Source organism: Methanocalculus sp. MC3, from assembly GCF_054767395.1.
Window position 1 is genome coordinate 522,441 of the sequence record NZ_BAABMP010000002.1, and the last position, 21,946, is coordinate 544,386.

Below are 21,946 nucleotides of genomic sequence, written 5' to 3' on the forward strand. Positions count from 1 at the left end.
AATTGGATCAGATTAAAGAATCGGTTTGTCTTTTGGAAGCCGGCCACTCCCAGAAGGGATCCGGCACCGCCCCCCCTGAAGGAAGTTGGATTGCCTCCCGGATTGCACCGTCGATGAAGCGTTTGGCACCTGCCACTCCCCCACGAAGATCCCGTCCCAGGCTGAGCTCTGCGGCAATTACAGAAGCAAAACAGCATCCCGAACCATGAACTTCATAGGGATATCGCGGGGCAGAGAACGCCTCTTCTCCATTCCGGGTCATAAATAGATCTACCGAAGCATCTCCGCTTCCCAGATGCCCGCCCTTCAGGACAACCGCATCAGCGCCATATGAAAGGAAGACCAAGCCAGCCTCCCGCATATCCTCGAGGGAGCGAATCGGCGCAATACCGCTTAGAATCTCCGCCTCAGGGATGTTTGGAGTGACGACTGTTGCCCGCGGGATCAGCCCGTCTCTCAAGAGCAGAAGAGCATCTTCGGTGATAAGCCGATGGCCGCTTGTCGAGACGATCACCGGATCGAGGACAAGGGGGGCGCCCGTCGGGAGTGAGTCAATGACAGCCTCTATGACAGCAGTATTCCCAAGCATCCCGGTCTTCCAGGCAGATACTGTAAACTCCTCACAGAGGGTGGTAATCTGCGCAGCAACCGAATCGGCCGACTGCACCCATGCCCCTGCAACTTTCCGGGTATTCTGGGCGGTGACTGCGGTTACGACAGAGAGACCATAGACCCCATATGCGGCAAAGGTCTTCAGATCGATCTGAAGCCCGGCGCCCCCGCTCGGATCCGAGCCGGCGATCGTACAGGCAGTGGGGGGGAGTGGAGCAGTCATATCAGTAGAACTCTCACCCTCCCACATCATGAGAGTTGCGATTCAGGTGCGTGCGCTCCGGTTCGCCAGAACAGTATCATTACAGCATCTCAGATGCACTTGGATCACGCCTTTATTGCCCCTCCCGATCAACAGAATCGTATATGGATATAGAGGGATATGTGCGCAGGCATCTGGCTGAAGGATGCCCCGATGATGACCTGCGCATCCGACTCCGCGACCGGATCCTTGAGATAAAAGATCTCACCCCGGAATATGCCAATGCATTTGCCGCTGCCGCAATCGAGGAAGTAAGGCTCACTGAGGGGCTGAAAGGAGATCTCTTCACCTATGAGAAGGCTGGCGTCTCCATGGGTGAGTTTGGCGTTGGATCCCGTGGAACAGGTGACTTCTATGCGCACCGAAAGATCGCTCAAATCATCGGGGATACAGGTGCATCGGTCGGCGTCTCAGAGATGGATGATGGCGGAGTGGTTCAGGCAGGGGGACAGTATATCATCGCCACCGTAGACGGCATGCATTCCCGCCTCTCGGACTATCCATTCCTTGCTGGCTTTCATGCCACACGGGCAACCCTCCGTGATGTCTATGTGATGGGAGCAACACCTGTCGGCCTCATCTCGGATATTCATGTGGCAGATGATGGCGATGTTGCAAAGATCTTCGACTACACAGCCGGTATCACCACCGTCTCAGAAGCACTGGGTGTTCCGCTCATCGCCGGATCAACCCTCCGTATCGGGGGCGATATGGTGATCGGCGACCGGATGACAGGATGTGTCGGTGTCGTCGGCGTTGCAGAGCATATCACCGCCAGAAGAAAGATCATGCCTGGCGATCTCTTCCTGATGACGGAAGGATCCGGCGGCGGCACCATTGCCACCGCTGCAATCTATTCCGGCAATGCGGAATATGTGGAAGAGACGATCAACCTCAATTTCCTCAGGGCATGCGATGCACTCGTCCGGGATCCAATCTTCACAGAGATCCACGCGATGACCGATGTCACCAATGGGGGGCTCAGGGGTGACACCTATGAGATGGCAGAGACCGCTGGCTGCCGGATCGTCATCGAAGAAGAAAATATTCGGACGCTTATCAACCCGCGTGTTCTCGCTCTCCTCGATAAGCTTGGAATTGACTATCTTGGCGTATCCATCGACTCGCTCCTTGTCGTGGTTCCTCTGGAGGCAGCAGAACGCGTCATCTCTGTAATCAGAAAAACAGGAGTTGCCGTTGCAATCATTGGCCGGGCAGAAGAAGGACCAGCAGAATCGATCCTCCTCTCCGGCGGAGTTGAGACTGACTTTTCCCCGCAGTTCCGTGAGGCTGCCTATACCCCGCTGAAGAAGGTCGTTGAGAAGCAAAGCGGGGATTTCGAGGAGATGAAAAGGAAAGTTGACCGTGCAGCAGATGCGGCATTGGAGAAGAAGCAGCGGATGCTGAAGAGACTGCAATAGTCTCTCTTACGCCTCCTCGCTATCATTTAGGGGTATTTAAAGCAGGTGCGGCGCGGGTATCGGGGGGCGGGCTCGCGAGGGAACAGGATGACAGAGATGATACACCCTTGCTCGAGAGAGCTACCTGAAAGGCGATTCTTCAGAATCGGGTGTTTATCTGCTCTGGCAGCCCCCCTATACATTCCCGCCCCTCCCGCGTTGCATCTCTGCGGTAGCCCAGTACAACCTTCCTGCGAAGCATGTGAGGACGGGGCCGGGGCGGTGGGGGAACAATGCCTCAGTGAACAGATCCTATAGATAGTTCAAACACCTGATACACAGATGTTGACTCGTACCCTATTTAAAACCCACACGAATCAGCAAATTGCCTCTTTCTTACTCCTTCTTTCCACTTACACAGACATTGAATGCAAGATAGGGTATATGCGCCTCGATGAATGGCTCAAACCTCTGAGCAAAGGAAAAAAGCCTGGGGGAGAGGGTATAGTGTGCGAATGAGCAGCGGCCGGATTGAACATCAACAAAACCAGCCTGAGAGAACATATCCTCCATCTCTTTTCCGGTATAGTAATGCTCCCCAAAATCACCTACTCCAATCTTATTGAATCCAAGACGCTCGCCGAGCCGGTAGAAGAAAGGCACCATGCAGGTGAGCGTATTCCAGGAGAGCGTACAGACTGCTATCTGCCCGCCGGGTTTCAGAATGCGATATGATTCACGCAGCATTGCTTCTGGATCATTCAGATAGGTGAAGGCAAGAAGGCTTGCAATGCTGTCAAATGTCTCATCCTCAAATGGGAGAACATCAGCTGTTCCGACAAGGAATTCAGAATCAGGGCACCGGAGACGCCCCATCCTGACCATGCCGGGAGAGATGTCAAGCCCGATAGCCTCCTCCCCGGTTTTGTTATAGTGTTCGATAAAGATCCCTGTTCCACATCCAAGATCCAGAAGGAATCCCCGACTTTTGAGTCGATCAAGAACAAGTCCGCTCAGATGCTGGTGGTACAGCCGTCCCTGCCTGAGATCGTACCGCTGATCATAGACCCCGGCAACCTCATCATAATGTGCCTGTACTTTTGCCCTGCTCATATCTTCAACTCCTCCAAACGCGCCAGAAAGGCATTTACCTGGAGATATTCATTCCCGGACTGCCCAAGCATCGCATCAGCCTCTGCAAGGAGAAGCGTTGCATTTGGATCATTACAACAGACTTTCAATGAATTCCGGAGCGTCATGATACATTCCCGTCCCGAAAGACCATATTCTATCATCAGGCTTTCTGCACTCTTTACAGCTGCCAATTGATCTCCCCGCCTGATTGCATCCAGAATCACATCCCCAAACCTTGAGATCTCGGTATCATCTATCTCCTCCGGACGAATGGGAGTGCCAAGCTCCACTGCCACCTGAAGATGCATGATCGCCTTCCTGAGATCTCCCCGCACTGCAATCGCGAGTAATGCTATATCTTCATCAGGGATCTCACCCGTTCTTCCTTCACAATCAAGGATCTCACGCAGACGAGCTTCAATGAGACTGCTTTCAATCGGTAGGAAAGAAAGGGGAAGGGTACGGGAGCGAATCGGACTGATGAGTGCTGAGGGTTGTGTTGTTACAAAGATAAAACGGCAGGTGGCGCTGAACCGCTCCATTGTCCGGCGCAGGCCGTTCTGGGCATCATGGGATAGTGCATCTGCACAATCAAAGACGATCACCCGGAATTCACGGTTGAGTGGCTTGAGGGAGGCATGCCACCGGACGATATATTTAAAATTGGAGAGAACACTCTGGCTTTTCTGGTATAGAGGAGTGAATTTCGGATTTGCTTCAAGATAGGCACGGCCCTGTGAGAAGAGTGTTCCGGATGGGATCACCGTTACATTTTCCGAAACGTGATCCTGATAAATGAGCTCAAGAAAGGAATCAAGCGCAGTAGTCTTTCCGGACCCGCGGGGACCGGAGAGAAGAAGATGCGGAAACGAACCGGAATCGGCAAAATATTTTAGCTGCCGTTTTATATGCTCCTCTCCAAGGATCTCATCGAGTCCATCCGGCCGATACTTCTCTATCCAGAGCATCAGGCCAACCTCTCTCTCATCTCTCTCAATGCATCTGCAAGGAATTTCTGGTTATCGATCGAAGCCGCTAATGTATGTAGATCTCCAGCCATCTCAGTTCCACAGGCTTCTGTTATCGCAGGGAGTGCACGGGTCAGTTCATCGATAATCGGAAGTGTGGCAAGCCGGGCGGTTCGTGAGAGCGGATTTAGGTCGATTGCACTGACGACCCTTCCCATCTTCCGGAGCGCCTCGCACCGGTCTCCATCCTCAAGCGCAACCAGAATGAGATCGGCAGATCCTATACCCTCAGGCAGGCAGAGGCCGCGATCATGAGCAAGCGGGACGAGCCGCTCGCATTCACCCATCAGCACCTCCACACCATGAGCGGCAAGGTGATCTGCAACCTGCTGCATCCTCTCCTCAGTCCGGTGAAAGAGATTCACTTCAACTGCCACTCCTGTCCTCTTCTGAAACACTGCTATCTCCTCTGCTGCGAGGGCGGCGCAGTTCCCGTTCACCGAAAAGACGGGACGAACTGCAGAGAGGATCAGCCGGGCGGCGAGACGCTCTGCTTCAGCTGCACTTGCAGTCGTCTGCTCACCAATCAGGTAGTCAAATGCCTCACCCCGTCCATGTGCCGCAAGACCCTCAAGCGAGACAAGACCGCTCCGGGCAGCCGCAGCAAGAGATTCACGGACCATGAGTGAACGGTATCGGGGATGATCGCTGGGTATCATTGTTTCACCTCACAAATTATTGGTCCTTCATCTGCAACGGAGGTGACATACACTTTTCCAAACTGCGAAAGAACTGCCTCTGATTCCTCCCCAAAAGCAAAGACACCCTCACCCAGCATCGTCATGGATGCAGGAAGATTCGCATCATCACAGGCAGAGAGGATAGATCGGATCGGATCGGTGATCAGACCGGACGCTTCGGCAAACTGCCGGGAGAGGCTGAAAAAATCATTGATATCGGCCGGACATCTGCCGGGATATGCCAAGGCAACCCGTTTCATGGATTCTGGAGAAGAGAGCACCTGCTGTGTGGAGATTGGGGAGAGGCTGATTATGGCAATCTGCTCGTCATGAACAGGAAGTCTGTGTGCAACTCCCCCTATACCGGGTGCTGTACGGCAGACGAGTCCTCCGCCAAGCTCTGCTGCCACATCACCAAGTCCGTTTCCATGCATAACTTCAATCTCATGCGCAAGGCGGGCAATTTCCGGCATTCCCATTGAGAGAGAGAAAAGTTCATCTGCTGCAATAATTGTTGCCAGAAGGGAGGCGGCAGAGAGTCCAAAGCCAGAGCCTATCGGAAGGAGGGACTCTGTCCTTACCAGAGCACGCACCCCAATCCTCTCCAGTGCTTCCTCAATCGGGGGGGATCCGATCGTCTCCACCCCATCTGCAACAACGAGAACCTCCGTCTCTTTTGACCGCTCCACGGTAGCTGTCACTCCTTGGCTGAGGACAAGTCCGGCGCCGATGCTTCCGGTATCTTCAGGCGTCTCTCCCATAATCCTTGAGAAGTAGCCGGATATATGGCCCGGTGAGAAGGCTTTCACAGACGCCGGCATAGCTCGAAGGCAACCTCCTCTTTTGTTGAAACAGAAACATCAGGACCATCTCCCATGATCAGAAATGATCCCGTGGTAGAGCCCATCACCGAGGGGGGGTTGGCAACAACCAGTGACGCCCCGCGCCTCAGAAGCTCGCGTCCTTCAGCCGCGGCATCATCACCCAGCTTAAACCCGATTGTCGTGATAGCCGGATTTGATAGCGCGAGATCGATTATTTTGGGAAGAGGATGGAGTGCGATCTCCTGATCTATACCGGATGGGATCTTGCCTGCGATCCGATCAGGTGCATAATCCGAGATCGCAGCCGCACTGATGTAGATATCAATCCCAAGGTCAATTTCTGCCCTTACCGCCGCCATCATCTCACCAGCTGTTTCCACGGTCACATTCCGGACAGCCGGAAAGATACCTGAGTGAATGACGGTGACATCCGCGCCAAGCCTGAATGCTTCAAGGGCAATTTCACGGCCCATCAACCCGGTAGAACGGGTGGTCAGGACACGGACATCATCAAGCGGCTCGCGGCAGGCACCGCTTGTGATCAGCACTTTCTTTCCGGCAAGGGGCCTGCCAAGCACCGCCCGCTCGGAGCGGAGAACAATCTCGTCGATGTTAGCGATCTTTGCCTTCCCCTCTTCGATCCGTGGAGGAATAACTTCTATACCATATCCTTTCAGGATCTCAAGATTCTTACATACCGCGGGGTGGCGGTACATCGAATGGTGCATCGCGGGAGAGAGTACAATCGGCTGACCGCTTCCAAGAGCAGTGGTTGCAAAGGTGGTTACAGGCGTATCATCGATTCCACAGGCGATCTTTCCGATCGTATTTGCCGTGCATGGGGCGATCAGGAGGAGATCGGCCTGTCTTTCATCTCCACAATAGATCACATGCTCGACATGCCCGGTGATTGTTCTGATCGTATCCCGTCCGGTTGCATAGGTGAGGGCTTCAGGACTGATGATTCCGGCAGCAGCTTCCGACATAACCGCCTGCACATCACCCCCTTTCCTTCGCAGTTCATGAGCAAGCCGGACACAGTCAACTGCGGCAATGCTTCCGGTGACAGCAAGTACAATCAGTTTCCCTTCCAGTGTCCGCCTCATCCAATCACCAGATCCATTACGCTATGCCATATTTTGGGGGCATATTTCTTTATTCTATGCACAGTTATGTCGGCACCGAATCCGGATTCGGATAGAACATTTCGAATCATCGTTTCATCGGGCTTCAGTGTGTGGAGATGGATGACACTGCCATTTCCGACATGTGGAAGCACGGTTTCCAGATACCCTGCTGCATCAAAATGCCCCATGATCACCCGATCATACCTGCCGGAGAGGAGATCCCGGCAGTCACCGCAATCAGCAGTAATCCGGTGCATAAGATCATTCTCCCGGATATTTTTCAGGAGGTATCCATAGGAATCCGGGTTAATCTCCATCGCATGGACACACCCGCCGCCAGCAGCCGCCGGGAGAGTGAAATACCCGATTCCAGTGAACATATCTGCAATCCGCTCTTCTCTCCCGGAGGATGATATCAGAGATCGTATCCTTTCCTTCTCCCCCCGGTTCCCCTGTGAGAACATCACTTTTGTTGGATCAAGGCGGTATGCAATCCCGGATTCGCGATGAAGCACCTCATGGGGAGTGCCTGCAATCACTTCGTATGAGGGGATTCTGAGTGATCCTGCATGCGCTGGAATAAAGAGAATACATGAAGGATCTTCACGGGATCTGAGATCGGCGATATCATCAGCTGAAGGCCGTTTTCCATGGAAGACGATCGTATCGCCAAGCCGCTGGTATCCCCGCCCCCTCCTCTTTCTATCCGGGATAACAGTATCATATGCCTCACCTTCCAGGACAGGGGCATAGACAAGATCCCCGTCCCTGTACGGCCGCTTTTTTGGGTCAACCCAGGAGAGTCCGGAGAGTGAGGGGAGATCCCCGGGAGAGAGTATCCGTGCACGCATCAGTACCCAACCACAACCAGCATCTCACCATCGCGGAGGATGGTGACGGCTCCCCCTGCCTGCGTATGGCAGCCCTTTGGAGATGGGATCTCAAGAGGTAGATGCGTCTTTGGATCGAGGATACCGATGGTATCACCTTCATGGTATGTCACCATCGCTTCCTCGGCATCCCTGATATTCCCAATGAGCTGTACGGCCTCCTCGTCACGGAAACTTCTTGGCTGCTGGCTGAGCAGGTGTTTGGTCCTGAGTGTCGTGCCATCTGATCCCGAGACAAGGAAGTAGTCATTCTTCATCGAAACGACATCTCCACGGACGATTCGGGGAAGCCTGATGGACCAGGTCACACGATAGAGACGTTTTCCTTCTTTCTCCCCGACAAGTTTCGGATGCGATGTCGAACGTGCACCAAAATAGGAGGAGATATCATTCACAATCGACTGCCCGATCCCAAGAGAGGAGACGATCACATCTATTCCATCCTTTGAGGAGTCGATGGATGATACAAACGAGAGGCGATCACCTCCCTGCTGGGCTGCATCTTCTGCCTGCCAGGCGATCTCTGCGGCTCGCCTGCTCTCCCATTCGGTCAGACGCCTGCCCTCACCTCTCACCTGGATGATGCCCTCATAGTAGCTGCCGGAGATCCGGCAGCATCGGTCACACTGCTCCCTGCCAAGGACAACCAGCACCTGATATTCACCCTGAACCGGGATACCATAACATTTCCCGGATATCTTCAGGAAGGCTTTCGACCGATTCGAACTGATCTCACGGATTGACATCTCCATTGCATGATCAGATACATCGGGGTGGAACACAATGCCATCAATGACAAGAGAGCGGGCAAGGCTTTCCTTATCACTCTCCAAATCAGCCCAGCTACTGCCCACTTTTCTGGATCCGCAGGTGGGGCAGAGGATTGTTTCAACACGGGGGGAGACGGTTACCCATTCGATCTCATGCAGCCTGCATGGGCCACAGAGTCCTTCTTCAGAGGATTTCCCGCAACGGGGGCAGATAGTGTCTTTGATACTCATGATCTCTTATTGTACAAACTGGGCATGCGGGACAGAATCGATCACCAGGCATGATGAAGGTTCGATACAGCCAAGTGAGATTGCAATCTCAACGACTCTCGTCCCGATGATATTCGCATTACTTGCATGTGCAAGAGCATACCGTACCTCCTCCTCGGAGGCGGGAACATCTCCATAAAAATACTCGGAGATGGTGAACTCTATATTGCCTTCAGTGAGCGTTCTTCCCAGAAGTTCCCGATCGCAGACGGCAACAACCGTTCCTCCACCCGGCTCCTTATGGATCTTCAGGTACATTGCATAGTATTCGGTGTCATGGTGCAAAAAGGATCGTTTCGATCAGATGGAGATCTGAACACCATAAACCTCTTCTGGCACCAGAGAATGAATACGCCAGATATCTTCTTCTGTGAAACTGCCTGCCTCAAGATGCCGGAGCGTGAACCTTGGAACAGACCGGGGGCCGAGCACCGATCCGGGCCGGTCACGTTCATCCATATAATCGCTCTCCATCGTGAATGACCTGCTATCGGACGCAGCAGCGGCGATACAATCATCGTTTGCGATAAATGAAGGATGAAGTTTCGTATCGGGAGTAGCAAAGTGTTTCACTACCCGTTTGAGAGGGACACCGGCTCTCCCAGCCATCTCCACAACATCATCGCATGGGCCGCTCTCGGCATGAAGCTGTATCGCACATCCGCATTCTGCGGCAAATTCAAGTGAGGCATTCAATACCCGGTTTGAGGCAACCCATACAGCTGATTCCACCTCATAATGAGGGCGGCCACTCTTCAGGGCAATGGCTGATCCTTCCTTCACAAACCGGGCAGCCAGTTCAAGTGCTCCGATCATCAGGGATTCGGCTTCAGAAAGGGTCATTCGCTCGTTCATGCGCGATATCTCAGCCGGATGAACCCCAAGAACCGGAAATGCCACCACTCCCTCCCGGCAACATTCGGCAGCAAGGTCTATCGTCTTCTCAAAGACCACCCGGAAATCTTCCGGGATAGAGGGTATGATTCCATATGACCATGAGGGTTTTGTCACCAGAAAGATATGGGTTCCACCGGATCGGGCAAACTCTCTGACCGCCTTCATGCCAATCCCCCGAACCGGATCGATATGGATATGGTCGTCTGTTATTGGAAAGCGCGGTTTCTGCATATCAATCGATGATGGACATCATCGGATACCCATTCTCATACCTGAGTGCGGCAGTACAGGTTGCATCTCCCACCTGTGTTGAGATGGTGACATTGAACATCCTTCCTGAAACTTCGGAGTATCCAAAGGGGTTCTCAAGCATGACAGATCTATCGAGCCTGACACGCACGTTTGTCACATATGGCTGGAGGCTGACTGCGGACTCGATCGCTCTTTCAATCATATCTGCTGTCTCCGGGGAAACCGGAGTGCCGACGAACTGGTGATAGAGTGCACCGAGTTTTATCGCCGCTTCAAAGACTGCACGTTCCCTGTCTGTTGGCATATACATCACCTAAATTAACTTTATAAGTCCGTTTCGTGGAGAGAGGGCTTCTCCTCCCCTGAGAAGCACCTCAATCTGCTTCTCGACGGTATCCCGGGTAAACCCTTTCTGGACCAGGCTTTCAACGATCAGATCGATCCGGGCAGTGCCGCTCTCATCCCCGGACTGACGGATCGTCTCCTTGATACTTCGGATCAGATCCCGGCTCTGCTTTGAAACACCGGTGACGATCTTATCGATATCAAAGGATCCTGTCTGGGGATCATAGGCAACCTTCCGAAGACAGCCATCTACAATCCGGATCACCCGCACCGCATCGTCCCGCTCAATTGACATCGAGAGACGGGTGCGTGCGCTCGCTTCAGCCAGCCTTACCAATGCCTCAAGCTGCCTTGCCGTGACTGGTACAGGCTTGTCAGCAGATGCGAGGTTTCTGAGTTTCATATAGTAATCGACAAGCGCCTCCCTGGCTTCGTCTTTGATGATCGGAAAGGAGTTCCGTTTTGCATATGCGATATACTTCCGGAAGAGTTGGGGATCGATTTCTGGAGTGACCGGGGCGAGTTCACGTTTTATATATTCATCATTGACACCTTCAATCGGGTTCTTTCTATGCTGCATGATCAGCTCGCCGACTGAATGGGCTTTCAGGATATGCTGGGCAATTGCCTCATCCCGCTGGGTCTCAGGCTTGTCGGTCATAATGAAGATGAGATCAAAACGCGAAAGGAGGGAGGGGGGCATATTGATCTGCTCGGATATGCCGACATACTCGTCAAATCTTCCCAGTTTCGGGTTCGCAGCCCCAAGAAGCGCACACCGGGACTTCAGTGTCGCAGTGATCCCGGCCTTTGCAATTGAGATCGTCTGTTGCTCCATGGCTTCATGAAGGGAAGAGCGATCATCTTTTGCCATCTTATCCATCTCATCGACTGCCGCAACACCCATATCTGCGAGTACGAGTGCACCTGCCTCAAGGGTCCATTTTCCATCCCCAAACTCATCCTTCACCGCAGCTGCCGTAAGTCCGGCTGAGGTTGCGGATTTGCCGGATGTATAGATACCACGCGGAGAGAGTTTCACCACGTATCTGAGCAGCTGGGATTTTGCAATACCCGGATCTCCAACGAGAAGAACATGGATATCCCCTCGGAGCGTGCTCCCATCCGGCATCTCCTTCGCAATGCCGCCAAACAGCTGAAGAGAGACTGCCTCCTTGACATCATCATTTCCATAGATGGTCGGAGCAATGGAGTGGGCGATCTTCCGATAGAGGTTTGGATCCCGTGAGAGTTCAAGGATCTGTGCCTCGTCCTCCTCGGTGATGTTCACCTCCTCAAACTCTTTCTCACCAAACTCAATGGAGTTGCAATCGAGGTAGATATCAAACGTGGTGCTCTTTGTCCCGGCATTCATCCGCTGAATCGAACGGAGCACCCCGTTTACGATGACACGATCCCCCGGAGCAGCAAGCCCGGTCAGATCGTCGGTTGCGTCGATATCAAGGATCTGGGGCTGCTCACCCCCACGGAGTCCTTCGGGAATCTCCTGTATCCGGATCTTCTGTGCATCGACAAATTTTGATTTGAGATGGATTAATTCCAGGCGCTTGTGAGTGCATTCACCCATGCCACAACTTTCAGGTTCGACAAATTTGCCATATCCCTGTTCCCGAAGTGTCATATGGCCCGACGGACACCGGAAGACTGCTTCAACTATCCGGGGGCGCACCTCGGTCGTCTTTCTGATAATTCCCTCGACTGAGACGAAGGTATTCATCTGTTCAGACCTGATATCACGGACAAGTGTTTTACGCGGGAGGTTGATGAACCGGATATTCATCCGTGGGATGATCTCATGGGCATCTTTTCGTGAAAGGAGGTTGTGTGCCCGCAGGGCATCCCTGACCTCTGCAAAGACCTTGTTTGGATACGCAAGGAGTTCGTCGGCAAGCCTGACACCGCTCTTTCCAAACTTCTGAAGCGTCTCATAATTGATGATCAGGGATCGTTTATAGGGATATTCACGGCTGAGTGTCCGGAGTTCCTGTTTGTATTTCTTCGAGAGAAAATCCGCCCATTCTTTTGATTTATCGACAACTTCGATGTCGAATTCCTCATCCTGATTCAATGCTGATCAATCCCTCTCTTCTTCAATGCCGACAAGACAAACCGTGCGATCATCGCTTCCATCTGAAGCTCGCTCTGCGCCCCTTCGGAGATCCTGAAATCCGCCTCGCCAATATGATCGATCAATTCCACCTTCAGCATCCGATCAAGTTCCATTGAGACAAGATGCCTATAGCACTGCCCGAGAAGTTCGGTAGGCGCAATCCCGCGATCCCGTGTGAGTGAACTGAGGTGCCGCTCTGCGCCTTCGAAATCCCCTGAAAGCGAGAGGTTAATGAGATTCACAATCTCCGAGGGTTTTGCGGTTGCACTGATCGCATAAATCTGCTCTTCTGTGATATCCTGTGCAACTACCGCTGCACCCTGAAGCGCGTTGATCGCTTTTCTCATATCACCCTGGGCAATGTAGACGATTGCATCCTCCGCCTTTTCAGTGAGGGTAAGTCCCTCTTTCGCGGCAATTCGTCGGATCTCTTCCTTGACATCCTCAGGGGTGAGCGGGCGGAACCGGAAGAGGGCGCACCTGCTCTGGATCGGATCGATTATCTTTGACGAATAATTGCAGGAGAGGATAAAACGGCAGCTTTCAGCATAACTCTCCATTGTTCGTCGCAGAGCTGCCTGTGCATCGGTAGTCAGTGAATCAGCCTCATCCAGGAAGAGGATCTTAAATGATGCATCTCCCATCGGGGATGTACGGGCAAACTGCTTGATCTGATTTCTGACGACATCAATTCCTCTCTCGTCAGAGGCATTCAGTTCACGGAAGTTCATCCTCCAGTCCTCACCGAACAGTTCGCGTGCAAGGGCAACAGCTGCTGTCGTCTTCCCGACACCCGGGCTTCCGGTGAGGAGGAGATGAGGGAGGGTTCCCTTTTTGACATAGCTCTGCAAGCGCTCAACGATATCCCTGTGGCCGACCATATCGGCTAACCGCAGTGGGCGGTATTTCTCGATCCAGATCCCGTGGACATCCTCCATGCATGATCATTAGATCCCACCTGATGAAAAGGATACGTTCTATCGATACCCTGATGCCTCACCCCGACAGATACGATCAGACAATGGAACATGCAACTGATCCCGTCGGCTGGGTCTTCGCAGATGAACTGCACCGTGCAGAAAAAGGGAATAATGGTTTTAACACTCCAACCGGAGGTATTTTTCATCGCGTATTTTTGATCGGTGTTTTAACCGAAGTGCATGTGCAGACCAGCCGTGCAGTGGATGCACGGTTGAGTGATCCAACCGGAGGTTTCTCGATCTCAGTGAACCGTTCCTGCCCGCGTGTTGCCGATCTTCTCACGGCAACAGAGCCTCCGGCATTTGTCGCCATCTCAGGCGAACTCTCCCAGCGCGGACGCGAAGAGATCAGGGTGATTGCAGACTCCTGCCAGGTTGTGCGTCGCGAGGATCGTGATCGCTTTGTTCATCTCTGCGCGGAAGAGACGATTCAAAGGCTGGAGTCGATTGGAGAACTCTCTGAAGAACAGAGAGAGATAGCAGAGATGGTTGCAGAGGCTCTGAATGTTGTCGGCACAGAACCAGAGAGAAACCTGAGCGTTCAGGCTGATGTTTTGGATCTGACCGGGAAGATGATCAGCATCATCGAAGAGTGCTCAGGACCAAAAGGCGCTCTTCTTGAGGATGTGCTCCAAAAAGCTGGTGAAGGAGGAGTCGGGGAGAGCGAGGCAAAAGCAGCTCTGACAGTAATTCTTGAGGAAGGAGACTGTTATATGCCGACAACCAGCACTATCAGGCTCTTATGATACCCCGGTTCCTCTCCGAAGGGCCTGCACTTCTTCTGAACCGTACCATCCCGATTCTGGTGATAGCAGATATCCACCTTGGTGTCGAGAGTGCACTTGATACCGCGGGATGGCATCTGAAGAGCAGTTCGGAGAGCCGGCTTCAGCGCATACTCACCTGTATTGAGACAACAGACCCCGATCTCCTGCTCATACTCGGCGATCTGAAACATTCGGTGCCCCGCATCACCTGGCAGGAGCATACGGAACTGCCAGAGTTTCTGAATGCAATCAGGCGTGAAGTTGATCTCAGGCTTCTTCCCGGCAACCATGATCCCGGAATAGAACGATATATGGAGGAGGAAGAAATCCTGAACAAAACTGGTGAGATTATTGACGGAATCGGATACCTGCATGGCCACACCTACCCATCTCCGGATCTTGCCGGCCATCTCATTGTGGCAGGACACCACCACCCGGTCATCCACCTCTATGATGAGGTGGGCTGTTCGCTGAGGGGAAATCCCGCCTACCTCTTAGCTGAAGTCGATGAGAAGCAGCTCAGGATGGAACAGGCAGATTCACCCACCCGCCTCCTCTTCATGCCTGCCTTTTATGAGTATGCAGGAGGGATTGATATCAGAACGATCCCGGAGAGTGGATTATCCCCTCTTTCACGGAGTATCAGGATAGAAACAGCCGAGGTGTTTCTTCAGGATGGAACCTATATCGACACCCTCGGATCCCTCAGATCCGATCCATATTATCGCTCTTCTGCATGAGCGGATCAGGGATGCCCTTGACAAACGGGGGTTTAATGATCTCTCTGAGATCCAGCTCCGCGCAATCCCTCCCCTGCTTCGGGGTGAACATCAGATCCTGATCGCTCCAACCGGCACAGGGAAGACGGAGAGCGCGATGCTCCCGATCTTCCACTCACTCCTCACAATGAAGGAGCGGCAGGGTTTTTCGGCCCTCTATATCACCCCGCTCCGATCACTAAACCGGAACATGCTCTCCCGTCTCACCTGGTGGTGCGGGGAGCTTGGGTTATCTGTCGGGGTGCGGCATGGCGATACCACCATGGCAGAGCGGCGGAAACAGGCACTTAAACCCCCGGATCTTCTGATCACAACTCCTGAAACAGTCCAGTCGATGCTGATGGGATCCCGTCTCCGGCAGCATCTTGGGGGTGTAAGGCATGTGATCGTCGATGAGATCCATGAACTTGCCGATGGCAAGCGGGGAGTGCAGCTTGCTATTGCACTCGAACGGATCTGCGAATATGCAGGGGAATTCCAGCGGATCGGGATCTCGGCAACGGTCGGAAATCCGGAGATAGTCGGATTCTGCCTCTGTGGAGAGCGGCCTTTTTCAATCATTGAAGTGCCGGTTGCATCCCGCCTCTCTCTCCGTGTCCTTTTTGGAGGAGACAGGTTTGATGGCCAGGTGGAGAAGATCGAGGATTCGATCGAAGGCACCGGATCATCACTTGTCTTCGTCAATACCAGATCAGTAGCTGAAGCTATCGGCCATCACCTCATACCACGCGGCGATGTAGAAATACATCATGGATCACTCTCAAAGGAGGTCAGGATCGATGCCGAGGACCGGTTCTCAAAAGGCCAGATCAGAACACTTGTCTGTACCAGTTCGATGGAGCTTGGGATCGATATCGGGCATATCGATCATGTGATCCAGTTTGGATCCCCCCGCGATGTCGCACGCCTGATCCAAAGGGTCGGGAGGGCCGGACACCGAATCGACCAGATCTCACGGGGAACGATCATTGCGACCGGTTTCGACGACCTCCTCGAATCACTCGTCATTGCACGGCGGGCAGTTTTGAATAAGACCGAGCCGGTTATCCCGCCCTGCTGTCCGGCCGATGTGATCGCAAACCAGGTTGCTGCAATCGCTGTTGAGCGGGGGGAATGTGGGATTGAGGTGATCCGCAGGATCTTTTCACGGGCATGGCCGGTATCTGACTGCGGAAGCCTGCTTGACGACTGCATCAGCCGGATGGAGGAGCACAGCCTGATCCGAAGAGAGGGGGATATCATCATTAAAACCGGCCGTGCCCGGAAGTACCTCACCACAAACCTCTCGATGATCACCGATGAGCGGAAATTCAGGATCATCGATTATGTGACACGGAGGACGATAGGCACCCTTGACGAGTCATTTGTCGTCGGGTGGATTCATACCGGCGCCATCTTCATCACCCGCGGCAGGCTCTGGCGGGTGCTTGAAGTACTTGAAGATGCGATCACCGTCGAACCTGCACCAAAGAGCATGGGTGAGCTCCCATCATGGGAAGGGGAACAGATCCCGGTGCCCTTTGAGGTTGCAGAGGAGGTTGGTCAGCTCAGGAGAACCCGGTGCTTTGCCGAATATGGAGCTGATGCAGAATCAGTTGCGTATATAAACAGAATCCTCTCAGAGATGGATAAGAACAGAACCCCTGTTCCAACCGATCAGCTGGTGATGCTCGAACATTCCAAAGAGGGGGTGATCGTGAATATCTGTGGAGGCCATAAGGCAAATGAAGCCCTCGGGCGTGCCCTCTCCATCCTGATATCCGCACGGTATGGAACAAGTGTCGGGATCGAGGTGAATGCCTACAGGATTTTTCTGCGGCTGCCAAAACATATCGGAGCGCAGGATGTCAGGGAGATTCTTTCTTCTCTTGAAGGAGAACACATCGAGGCGATCCTGAGGATTGCGATGAGAAAGACCGCTCTCTATAAGTGGAAGCTGGTTGGTGTTGCAAAGAAGTTCGGGGCGATCGATTCGGATGCCGAATATGACAAGATCAGCCTCTATCGCTTAAGCGAACATTTTGATGGCAGCGTGATCGAACAGGAAGTATACCGTGAGCTCTTCAGCAGGTACATGGATGCGGGGGCAGCAGGCAGGCTCATCTCCCGGATACGTTCAGGGGAGATCGAGATCCGCATCGGGCCACTCTCCATCATCGGTTCAGAGGGGCTCTTTTCTTCACGGGATCTGATCGCTCCGCCAGATATGGATCAGGCGGTGATCGCTGCATTGAAACGGCGGCTGGATGCACAGGAGGTGATACTCGCCTGTATGAATTGCCGGGGGTGGAAGAAGAAGACGATTCTGGAACGGGTTGAGGATCACCCGGAATGTCCAAAATGCGGAGCCCGGCTTATCGCTGCCGTCAAGCCGTATGAAGAGGAGAATATTCTGATCACCAGGAAAAAGAAGAAGACACCTGAGGAGAAGGAGGTTGAGAAAAAAATGCTCAGATCCGCAAACATGGTCCTCTCCAGCGGGAAGACTGCCATCATCGCCCTTACCGGACGTGGGGTTGGTCCCGATGCCGCATCCAGAATCCTGGCTACCCATGCAAAAGGAGATGGATTCTATAAAGAGATCCTAAAAGCCGAGAGGAAGTATATCACAACCCACCGGTTCTGGTAATAATTCAGGAAAAAAAATAAAATCAGAGGATATCCGCAAGGTGCTGTTCAAGGACTTCAAGACCCGCCCTGACATCCTGGAGGTTCTTTCCACCCGTGAGGATGACTTTTCCGGATGAGAAGAGGAGAGCAACAATTTTTGGATCTGCTATCCTGTAGACGAGACCCGGGAACTGTTCGGGTTCATACTCGATGTTCTCAAGCTGCAAAGTGATAACAACTTTATTGAGGTTGATTGGCTTGCCCATATCATATGAACAGACGATATTGGTGACGTTGACATCTGGAACCTCATGCGTGGTGATACCTGCACCCTTGAGTGATGCAATAATCAGCTCAAGGCCCCGGCCAAGATCGCTTTCATTCTTGATCCCGGTGAGCACGACTTTTCCGGATGAGAAGATGAGTGATGCCATCTTCGGATCCTTAATCCGGTATACCGCTCCAGGGAACCGCTTCGTATTCAGCTCGCACCCCTCAATATGCTCGGAAATTGCCAGAAGATCGATGGAGTCGGCGATGACACCGGAAGCCACGATATTTTCGATCTTTAATGAGTCGTACTGTTGATCTGCCATCCTCGTACATTTAAAGGTGTCAGACCATAATGATGACGGAGAAGCTTTATGGCATTCATTCTTCCATCGTCTTCTGCCGCCCTGTATGCGGGCATTTTTACACGGTGAGACAAAGCACGCATAGAACCTGTGCATGGGAGATGGGAAGGTGCTGCCCGCATCCTCTTTTCATAGATTCAGATCGATTTCCATATATGGATAGAAAACCAAATTTAGCCGTTTTTATGACGGAAGGTGTTGGCAATACTACAGAGGGCAGGCAGACGGTCACCGACTGGACACGAAACCTGCCAGAATATGCTCAGGCAACGTCTGATTTTGCTATTCATGTGCCAGAGTACTTTAATTTCGCATTCGATGTCGTTGATGCGTGGGCTGAGAAGGACAGGAATAAGCTTGCGCTGATCTGGACGAACCAGAAGGGCGAGGAGAAGAAGTACAGTTTCTGGGATATGAAGACCCTCTCAAATGAGGCGGCAAATATCCTTCTGAAATTCGGGATTAACAAAGGAGATCGTGTCTTTGTGATGCTCCCGCGAATCCCCGAGTTCTGGATCCTGACCCTTGCACTGATGAAACTTGGTGCGGTCTTTGCACCTGCCCCGACGATGCTGACGACAAAGGATCTCATCTACCGGATAAATGCGGGCGACTTCAAGATGATCATCACGGATTCTGAAAATGCCCCGAAATGTGATGAGCTCTCCGATAATTGTCCTTCGCTCGCCCAGAAGATGGTGGTTGACGGGAACCGTCCCGGCTGGATCAGCTATCCTTTTGAGCTAAATTACCCGGCACCGGTGGCACGCAAACTCGTTCATTTCAGAAGCCTCAGGAGAACCCTCCCGACCGATCCGATGCTGATCTTCTTCACCTCAGGCACAACAGGGGATGCGAAGATGGTCATCCATGAACAGAGCTATGCTCTTGGGCATATCATCACCGCCCGTTTCTGGCATGATCTCCGGGAGAACGATCTCCACTTCACCGTCTCTGATACGGGCTGGGCAAAGGCAGCATGGGGGAAGTACTTCGGCCAGTGGGTCTGCGGATCGGCAATCTTTGTCTATGATATCCGGGGCAGATTCAAGGCAACCGAGCTCCTCCCCTTAATCGAGAAGTACGGGATCACCACGTTCTGCTGCCCCCCCACAATCTACCGGATGCTGATCATCGCCGATCTCAGGAAGTTTGATTTCTCCGAGCTCCGCCACTGCTGTTCTGCGGGCGAGCCCCTGAACCCGGAAGTGATCCGCATCTGGAAAGATGGCACCTGTCTTGATATCTACGAGGGATACGGCCAGACCGAGACGGTCTGCTGTATCGGGACCTTCCCCGGTATGAAACTCAAGCCCGGTTCCATGGGGAAGCCTGCACCCGGCTGGGATATCCAGCTGCATGATGATGACGGGCAGCCGGTAGCGGACGGAGATGAGGGGAGGATCGCCATCTCCCTCAATCCCCGGCCGGTCGGGCTCTTCCGCGAGTACCTTGACAACCCCGAGGCAAATGCCGAGTCTTTTTCGGATGGGTTCTACTATACCGGAGACAAGGCCTACAAGGATGAGGACGGGTATCTCTGGTTTGTGGGCCGCGATGATGACGTGATCAAGAGTTCAGGATACCGGATCGGCCCCTTCGAAGTGGAGTCTGCGATCCTCGAGCACCCGGCTGTCCAGGAGGCCGCGGTCGTCGGCACCCCGGATCAGATCAGGGGGGTTATTGTGAAGGCATTCATCGTCCTCCATAAGGATGTGAAGCCGTCTGAAAAGCTCGTGAAGGAGATTCAGAACCACGTCAAGGAGACGACAGCCCCCTACAAGTACCCGCGTGCAGTCGAGTTTGTGGACGAGCTCCCAAAGACGATCTCAGGCAAGATCCGCCGATCTGAGCTCAGGGAGCGGGAGATGGCGAAAGCCGCGGATCAGGGTGAAGAGACGATCAGGAAGAAGTAGGGATAAGAGGGAGTGAGGCGGGGAAGAGAAAGAGGGGGAAGGCAATAGCCCTTTTCTGATCATCTCTTATTCTCTTTCCCCATCTTTCACCTTTTTCACCATCTTTCAATGTCTTTCATCGCCTATTTCCGATCGAAAGTGGGCATATTTATACCCGATGACGTCAAAGAGGTAAGAGCACAGGAGCGAGGGTTGCCGAGCCAGGTCAAAGGCGATAGGTTCAGGGCCTATTCTCGTAGGGGTTCGCCGGTTCGAATCCGGTCCCTCGCATTTACATTTTCGAGCGCTTACCTCTCCTTACTCTTCTGAATATCTTTTGCGAACTTTGCGATACCTTTCCAGCGTTTTTTCTTAAGTCGCACGAGTCCAATTTCAGCTTTCTCCTGTTCGAATGCAAGTTCCCGCATCAGGCGTTGATAGCTCTCAAGGCGTGATGCCGGGAGGAGTCCGTTTTGTACTGCTGCCTTCACCGCACAGCCCGGCACCTCGTTATGCTGGCAGTCTGAGAACCTGCATTCTTCTGCCAGTTCGAGAATATCCGGAAAGGTATCCGCGATACCTTCAGATGCACAGCCGATACCAACCTCCCGCAGGCCAGGGTTGTCAATCATGAGTGCACCGCTCTTCAGGATGAAAAGCTGGCGGACTGTCGTAGTATGGCGGCCTCTTCCATCATTTTCCCTGATATGCGAGGTCTCCTGAACCAGATTTTCCAGGAGGCGATTAATAAGTGTTGATTTTCCTACGCCGGATGATCCGATGAGCGTGATCGTTTTCCCCGGCAAAAGGTATGGATCAAGCCCTTCAACTCCCTCCCCGCTCACCGCACTGATCGGGATAACCGGAATATCTGAAGTGATTGAATGGATCTCATCAATCAGGATTGCCGGATCATCAGCAAGATCGGTTTTATTCAGCACAACAACCGGACAGACACCGGATGCATGTGCGATCACCAGATAGCGTTCTATCCGGCGGAGATTAAAATCGTGGCCTGCTGCTGTCATGATGAACACATAGTCAATATTTGCAGCAATGACCTGATCGGAGCTCTCCCGCCCTGAAGTCCCTCTTGAAAACCGGTTCTTCTGCGGGAGGATATCAACGATTGTCAGAGTTCCAGCCTCGGGCTGGCTGAACAGAACAACGAAATCGCCAACAGCTGGATAGCGGCCAAGCTTACGCATAGCTCCGGATAATCCGGCGGTGACCTGTCCATCTTTAATAAGCAGATTAAATACCGTTTTCTGCCGGCAGGCTACGCGGCCTGGAAGATATGGGCCATTGTACTTTGAAAATGCTCTATCGAGCTCTTCATTCCAGCCGATCTGTTCAAGCGAATGGATATGGGAAGGATTGCATGAGGAAGGAGAGATACTCATAGTATAACCTGTAATCTTTCAAATGCATTGATTGAGAAGCGCAATGTGCTTTGTGGTTGTACTTTGAGGCTGAATGCAACAGCACAATAACTAATACTCAAAAAATCCATAATTGCTCCTTAATTCAATTAGAGGGCGAAAATGAAGACCTTCTTCGAACAAAAAGCTCCCAGGTTGTGGAAGTGACACTCTGAATTCACCTCGCCTCCCGGTCATTTCCGGCGGGCGGTCCTATTATTTCTCTTCTTTTGCATC

General features: G+C 52.8%; 20 protein-coding genes and 1 tRNA gene. 6 read left to right on the forward strand and 15 right to left on the reverse strand.

Translation table 11 applies throughout. The features are described from left to right. Positions 1-7: 7 nt before the first annotated feature. A complete protein-coding gene (gene thiD, locus ACYUBO_RS06340; RefSeq protein ID WP_460373158.1) occupies positions 8-835 on the reverse strand; it encodes a bifunctional hydroxymethylpyrimidine kinase/phosphomethylpyrimidine kinase in 828 nt (275 codons plus the stop codon). A gap of 143 nt (positions 836-978) precedes the next feature. Between thiD and ACYUBO_RS06345 the strand changes: the two genes are divergently transcribed. Further along, positions 979-2,295: an AIR synthase-related protein gene (locus ACYUBO_RS06345; protein ID WP_460373159.1), complete on the forward strand. Its 1,317-nt coding sequence runs from the start codon at positions 979-981 to the stop codon at positions 2,293-2,295. Positions 2,296-2,670: 375 nt separating this feature from the next. On the opposite strand, the gene ACYUBO_RS06350 is transcribed toward ACYUBO_RS06345, so the two are convergent. Genes ACYUBO_RS06350 through ACYUBO_RS06405 form a run of 12 tightly spaced genes read right to left on the reverse strand, consistent with a single transcriptional unit; the run spans position 2,671 to position 13,560 of the window. Then, entirely contained in the window at positions 2,671-3,387 is a 717-nt protein-coding gene (locus ACYUBO_RS06350; protein WP_460373160.1) for a class I SAM-dependent methyltransferase, read from the reverse strand. Next, on the reverse strand, positions 3,384-4,376 hold the full coding sequence (locus ACYUBO_RS06355) for a DNA polymerase III delta subunit-related protein (RefSeq protein ID WP_460373161.1): 993 nt from the start codon (positions 4,374-4,376) through the stop codon (positions 3,384-3,386). Before ACYUBO_RS06355 ends, ACYUBO_RS06350 begins: the two co-directional genes overlap by 4 nt. Then, a complete protein-coding gene (locus tag ACYUBO_RS06360) occupies positions 4,376-5,095 on the reverse strand; it encodes a phosphopantothenate/pantothenate synthetase (RefSeq protein WP_460373162.1) in 720 nt (239 codons plus the stop codon). Before ACYUBO_RS06360 ends, ACYUBO_RS06355 begins: the two co-directional genes overlap by 1 nt. Further along, entirely contained in the window at positions 5,092-5,937 is an 846-nt protein-coding gene (locus ACYUBO_RS06365) for a GHMP family kinase ATP-binding protein (protein WP_460373163.1), read from the reverse strand. The genes ACYUBO_RS06360 and ACYUBO_RS06365 overlap by 4 nt, the downstream gene beginning before the upstream one ends. Continuing rightward, entirely contained in the window at positions 5,922-7,046 is a 1,125-nt protein-coding gene (gene coaBC / locus ACYUBO_RS06370; protein ID WP_460373164.1) for a bifunctional phosphopantothenoylcysteine decarboxylase/phosphopantothenate--cysteine ligase CoaBC, read from the reverse strand. Before coaBC ends, ACYUBO_RS06365 begins: the two co-directional genes overlap by 16 nt. Further along, complete coding sequence (locus ACYUBO_RS06375) at positions 7,043-7,918, reverse strand: class I SAM-dependent methyltransferase (RefSeq protein ID WP_460373165.1); 876 nt, start codon at positions 7,916-7,918, stop codon at positions 7,043-7,045. Before ACYUBO_RS06375 ends, coaBC begins: the two co-directional genes overlap by 4 nt. Further along, a complete protein-coding gene (locus ACYUBO_RS06380) occupies positions 7,918-8,958 on the reverse strand; it encodes a 60S ribosomal export protein NMD3 (protein WP_460373166.1) in 1,041 nt (346 codons plus the stop codon). Before ACYUBO_RS06380 ends, ACYUBO_RS06375 begins: the two co-directional genes overlap by 1 nt. Positions 8,959-8,964: 6 nt before the next feature. After that, entirely contained in the window at positions 8,965-9,282 is a 318-nt protein-coding gene (locus tag ACYUBO_RS06385; protein WP_460373167.1) for a DUF424 domain-containing protein, read from the reverse strand. Between the two features lie 15 nt (positions 9,283-9,297). After that, positions 9,298-10,125, reverse strand: coding sequence for a TatD family hydrolase (locus ACYUBO_RS06390; protein ID WP_460373168.1), 828 nt, complete (start codon positions 10,123-10,125; stop codon positions 9,298-9,300). Between the two features lies 1 nt (position 10,126). Continuing rightward, the gene (locus ACYUBO_RS06395; RefSeq protein ID WP_460373169.1) at positions 10,127-10,450 is read right to left on the reverse strand and encodes a dihydroneopterin aldolase family protein; all 324 of its coding nucleotides are present in this window, start codon (positions 10,448-10,450) and stop codon (positions 10,127-10,129) included. Positions 10,451-10,459: 9 nt separating this feature from the next. Further along, a complete protein-coding gene (locus ACYUBO_RS06400; RefSeq protein WP_460373170.1) occupies positions 10,460-12,580 on the reverse strand; it encodes a minichromosome maintenance protein MCM in 2,121 nt (706 codons plus the stop codon). Then, positions 12,577-13,560 carry a replication factor C small subunit gene (locus tag ACYUBO_RS06405; RefSeq protein WP_460373171.1) on the reverse strand — a complete coding sequence of 328 codons (984 nt, stop codon included), beginning with the start codon at positions 13,558-13,560 and terminating at the stop codon, positions 12,577-12,579. Before ACYUBO_RS06405 ends, ACYUBO_RS06400 begins: the two co-directional genes overlap by 4 nt. A 23-nt stretch (positions 13,561-13,583) precedes the next feature. Between ACYUBO_RS06405 and ACYUBO_RS06410 the strand changes: the two genes are divergently transcribed. The 3 genes from ACYUBO_RS06410 to ACYUBO_RS06420 are packed head-to-tail and all read left to right on the forward strand — an operon-like array spanning position 13,584 to position 17,777. Beyond that, positions 13,584-14,348 carry a hypothetical protein gene (locus ACYUBO_RS06410; RefSeq protein WP_460373172.1) on the forward strand — a complete coding sequence of 255 codons (765 nt, stop codon included), beginning with the start codon at positions 13,584-13,586 and terminating at the stop codon, positions 14,346-14,348. Then, positions 14,345-15,109 (forward strand): metallophosphoesterase, encoded by a 765-nt coding sequence (locus ACYUBO_RS06415; RefSeq protein WP_460373173.1) that lies wholly within the window; start codon positions 14,345-14,347, stop codon positions 15,107-15,109. Before ACYUBO_RS06410 ends, ACYUBO_RS06415 begins: the two co-directional genes overlap by 4 nt. Further along, entirely contained in the window at positions 15,045-17,777 is a 2,733-nt protein-coding gene (locus ACYUBO_RS06420) for a DEAD/DEAH box helicase (protein ID WP_460373174.1), read from the forward strand. The genes ACYUBO_RS06415 and ACYUBO_RS06420 overlap by 65 nt, the downstream gene beginning before the upstream one ends. 22 nt (positions 17,778-17,799) lie before the next feature. Here the strand turns inward: ACYUBO_RS06420 and ACYUBO_RS06425 are convergent, their stop codons facing one another. Beyond that, the gene (locus tag ACYUBO_RS06425) at positions 17,800-18,354 is read right to left on the reverse strand and encodes a TATA-box-binding protein (protein WP_300333590.1); all 555 of its coding nucleotides are present in this window, start codon (positions 18,352-18,354) and stop codon (positions 17,800-17,802) included. A 194-nt stretch (positions 18,355-18,548) separates the two neighbouring features. Between ACYUBO_RS06425 and ACYUBO_RS06430 the strand changes: the two genes are divergently transcribed. Further along, a complete protein-coding gene (locus ACYUBO_RS06430; RefSeq protein ID WP_460373175.1) occupies positions 18,549-20,309 on the forward strand; it encodes an AMP-binding protein in 1,761 nt (586 codons plus the stop codon). A 185-nt stretch (positions 20,310-20,494) separates the two neighbouring features. Continuing rightward, positions 20,495-20,579: transfer RNA gene (locus tag ACYUBO_RS06435), tRNA-Leu, on the forward strand. Between the two features lie 17 nt (positions 20,580-20,596). Here the strand turns inward: ACYUBO_RS06435 and rsgA are convergent. Continuing rightward, positions 20,597-21,691, reverse strand: a complete 1,095-nt coding sequence (gene rsgA, locus ACYUBO_RS06440; protein ID WP_460373176.1) for a ribosome small subunit-dependent GTPase A — start codon at positions 21,689-21,691, stop codon at positions 20,597-20,599. Positions 21,692-21,946 lie beyond the last annotated feature (255 nt).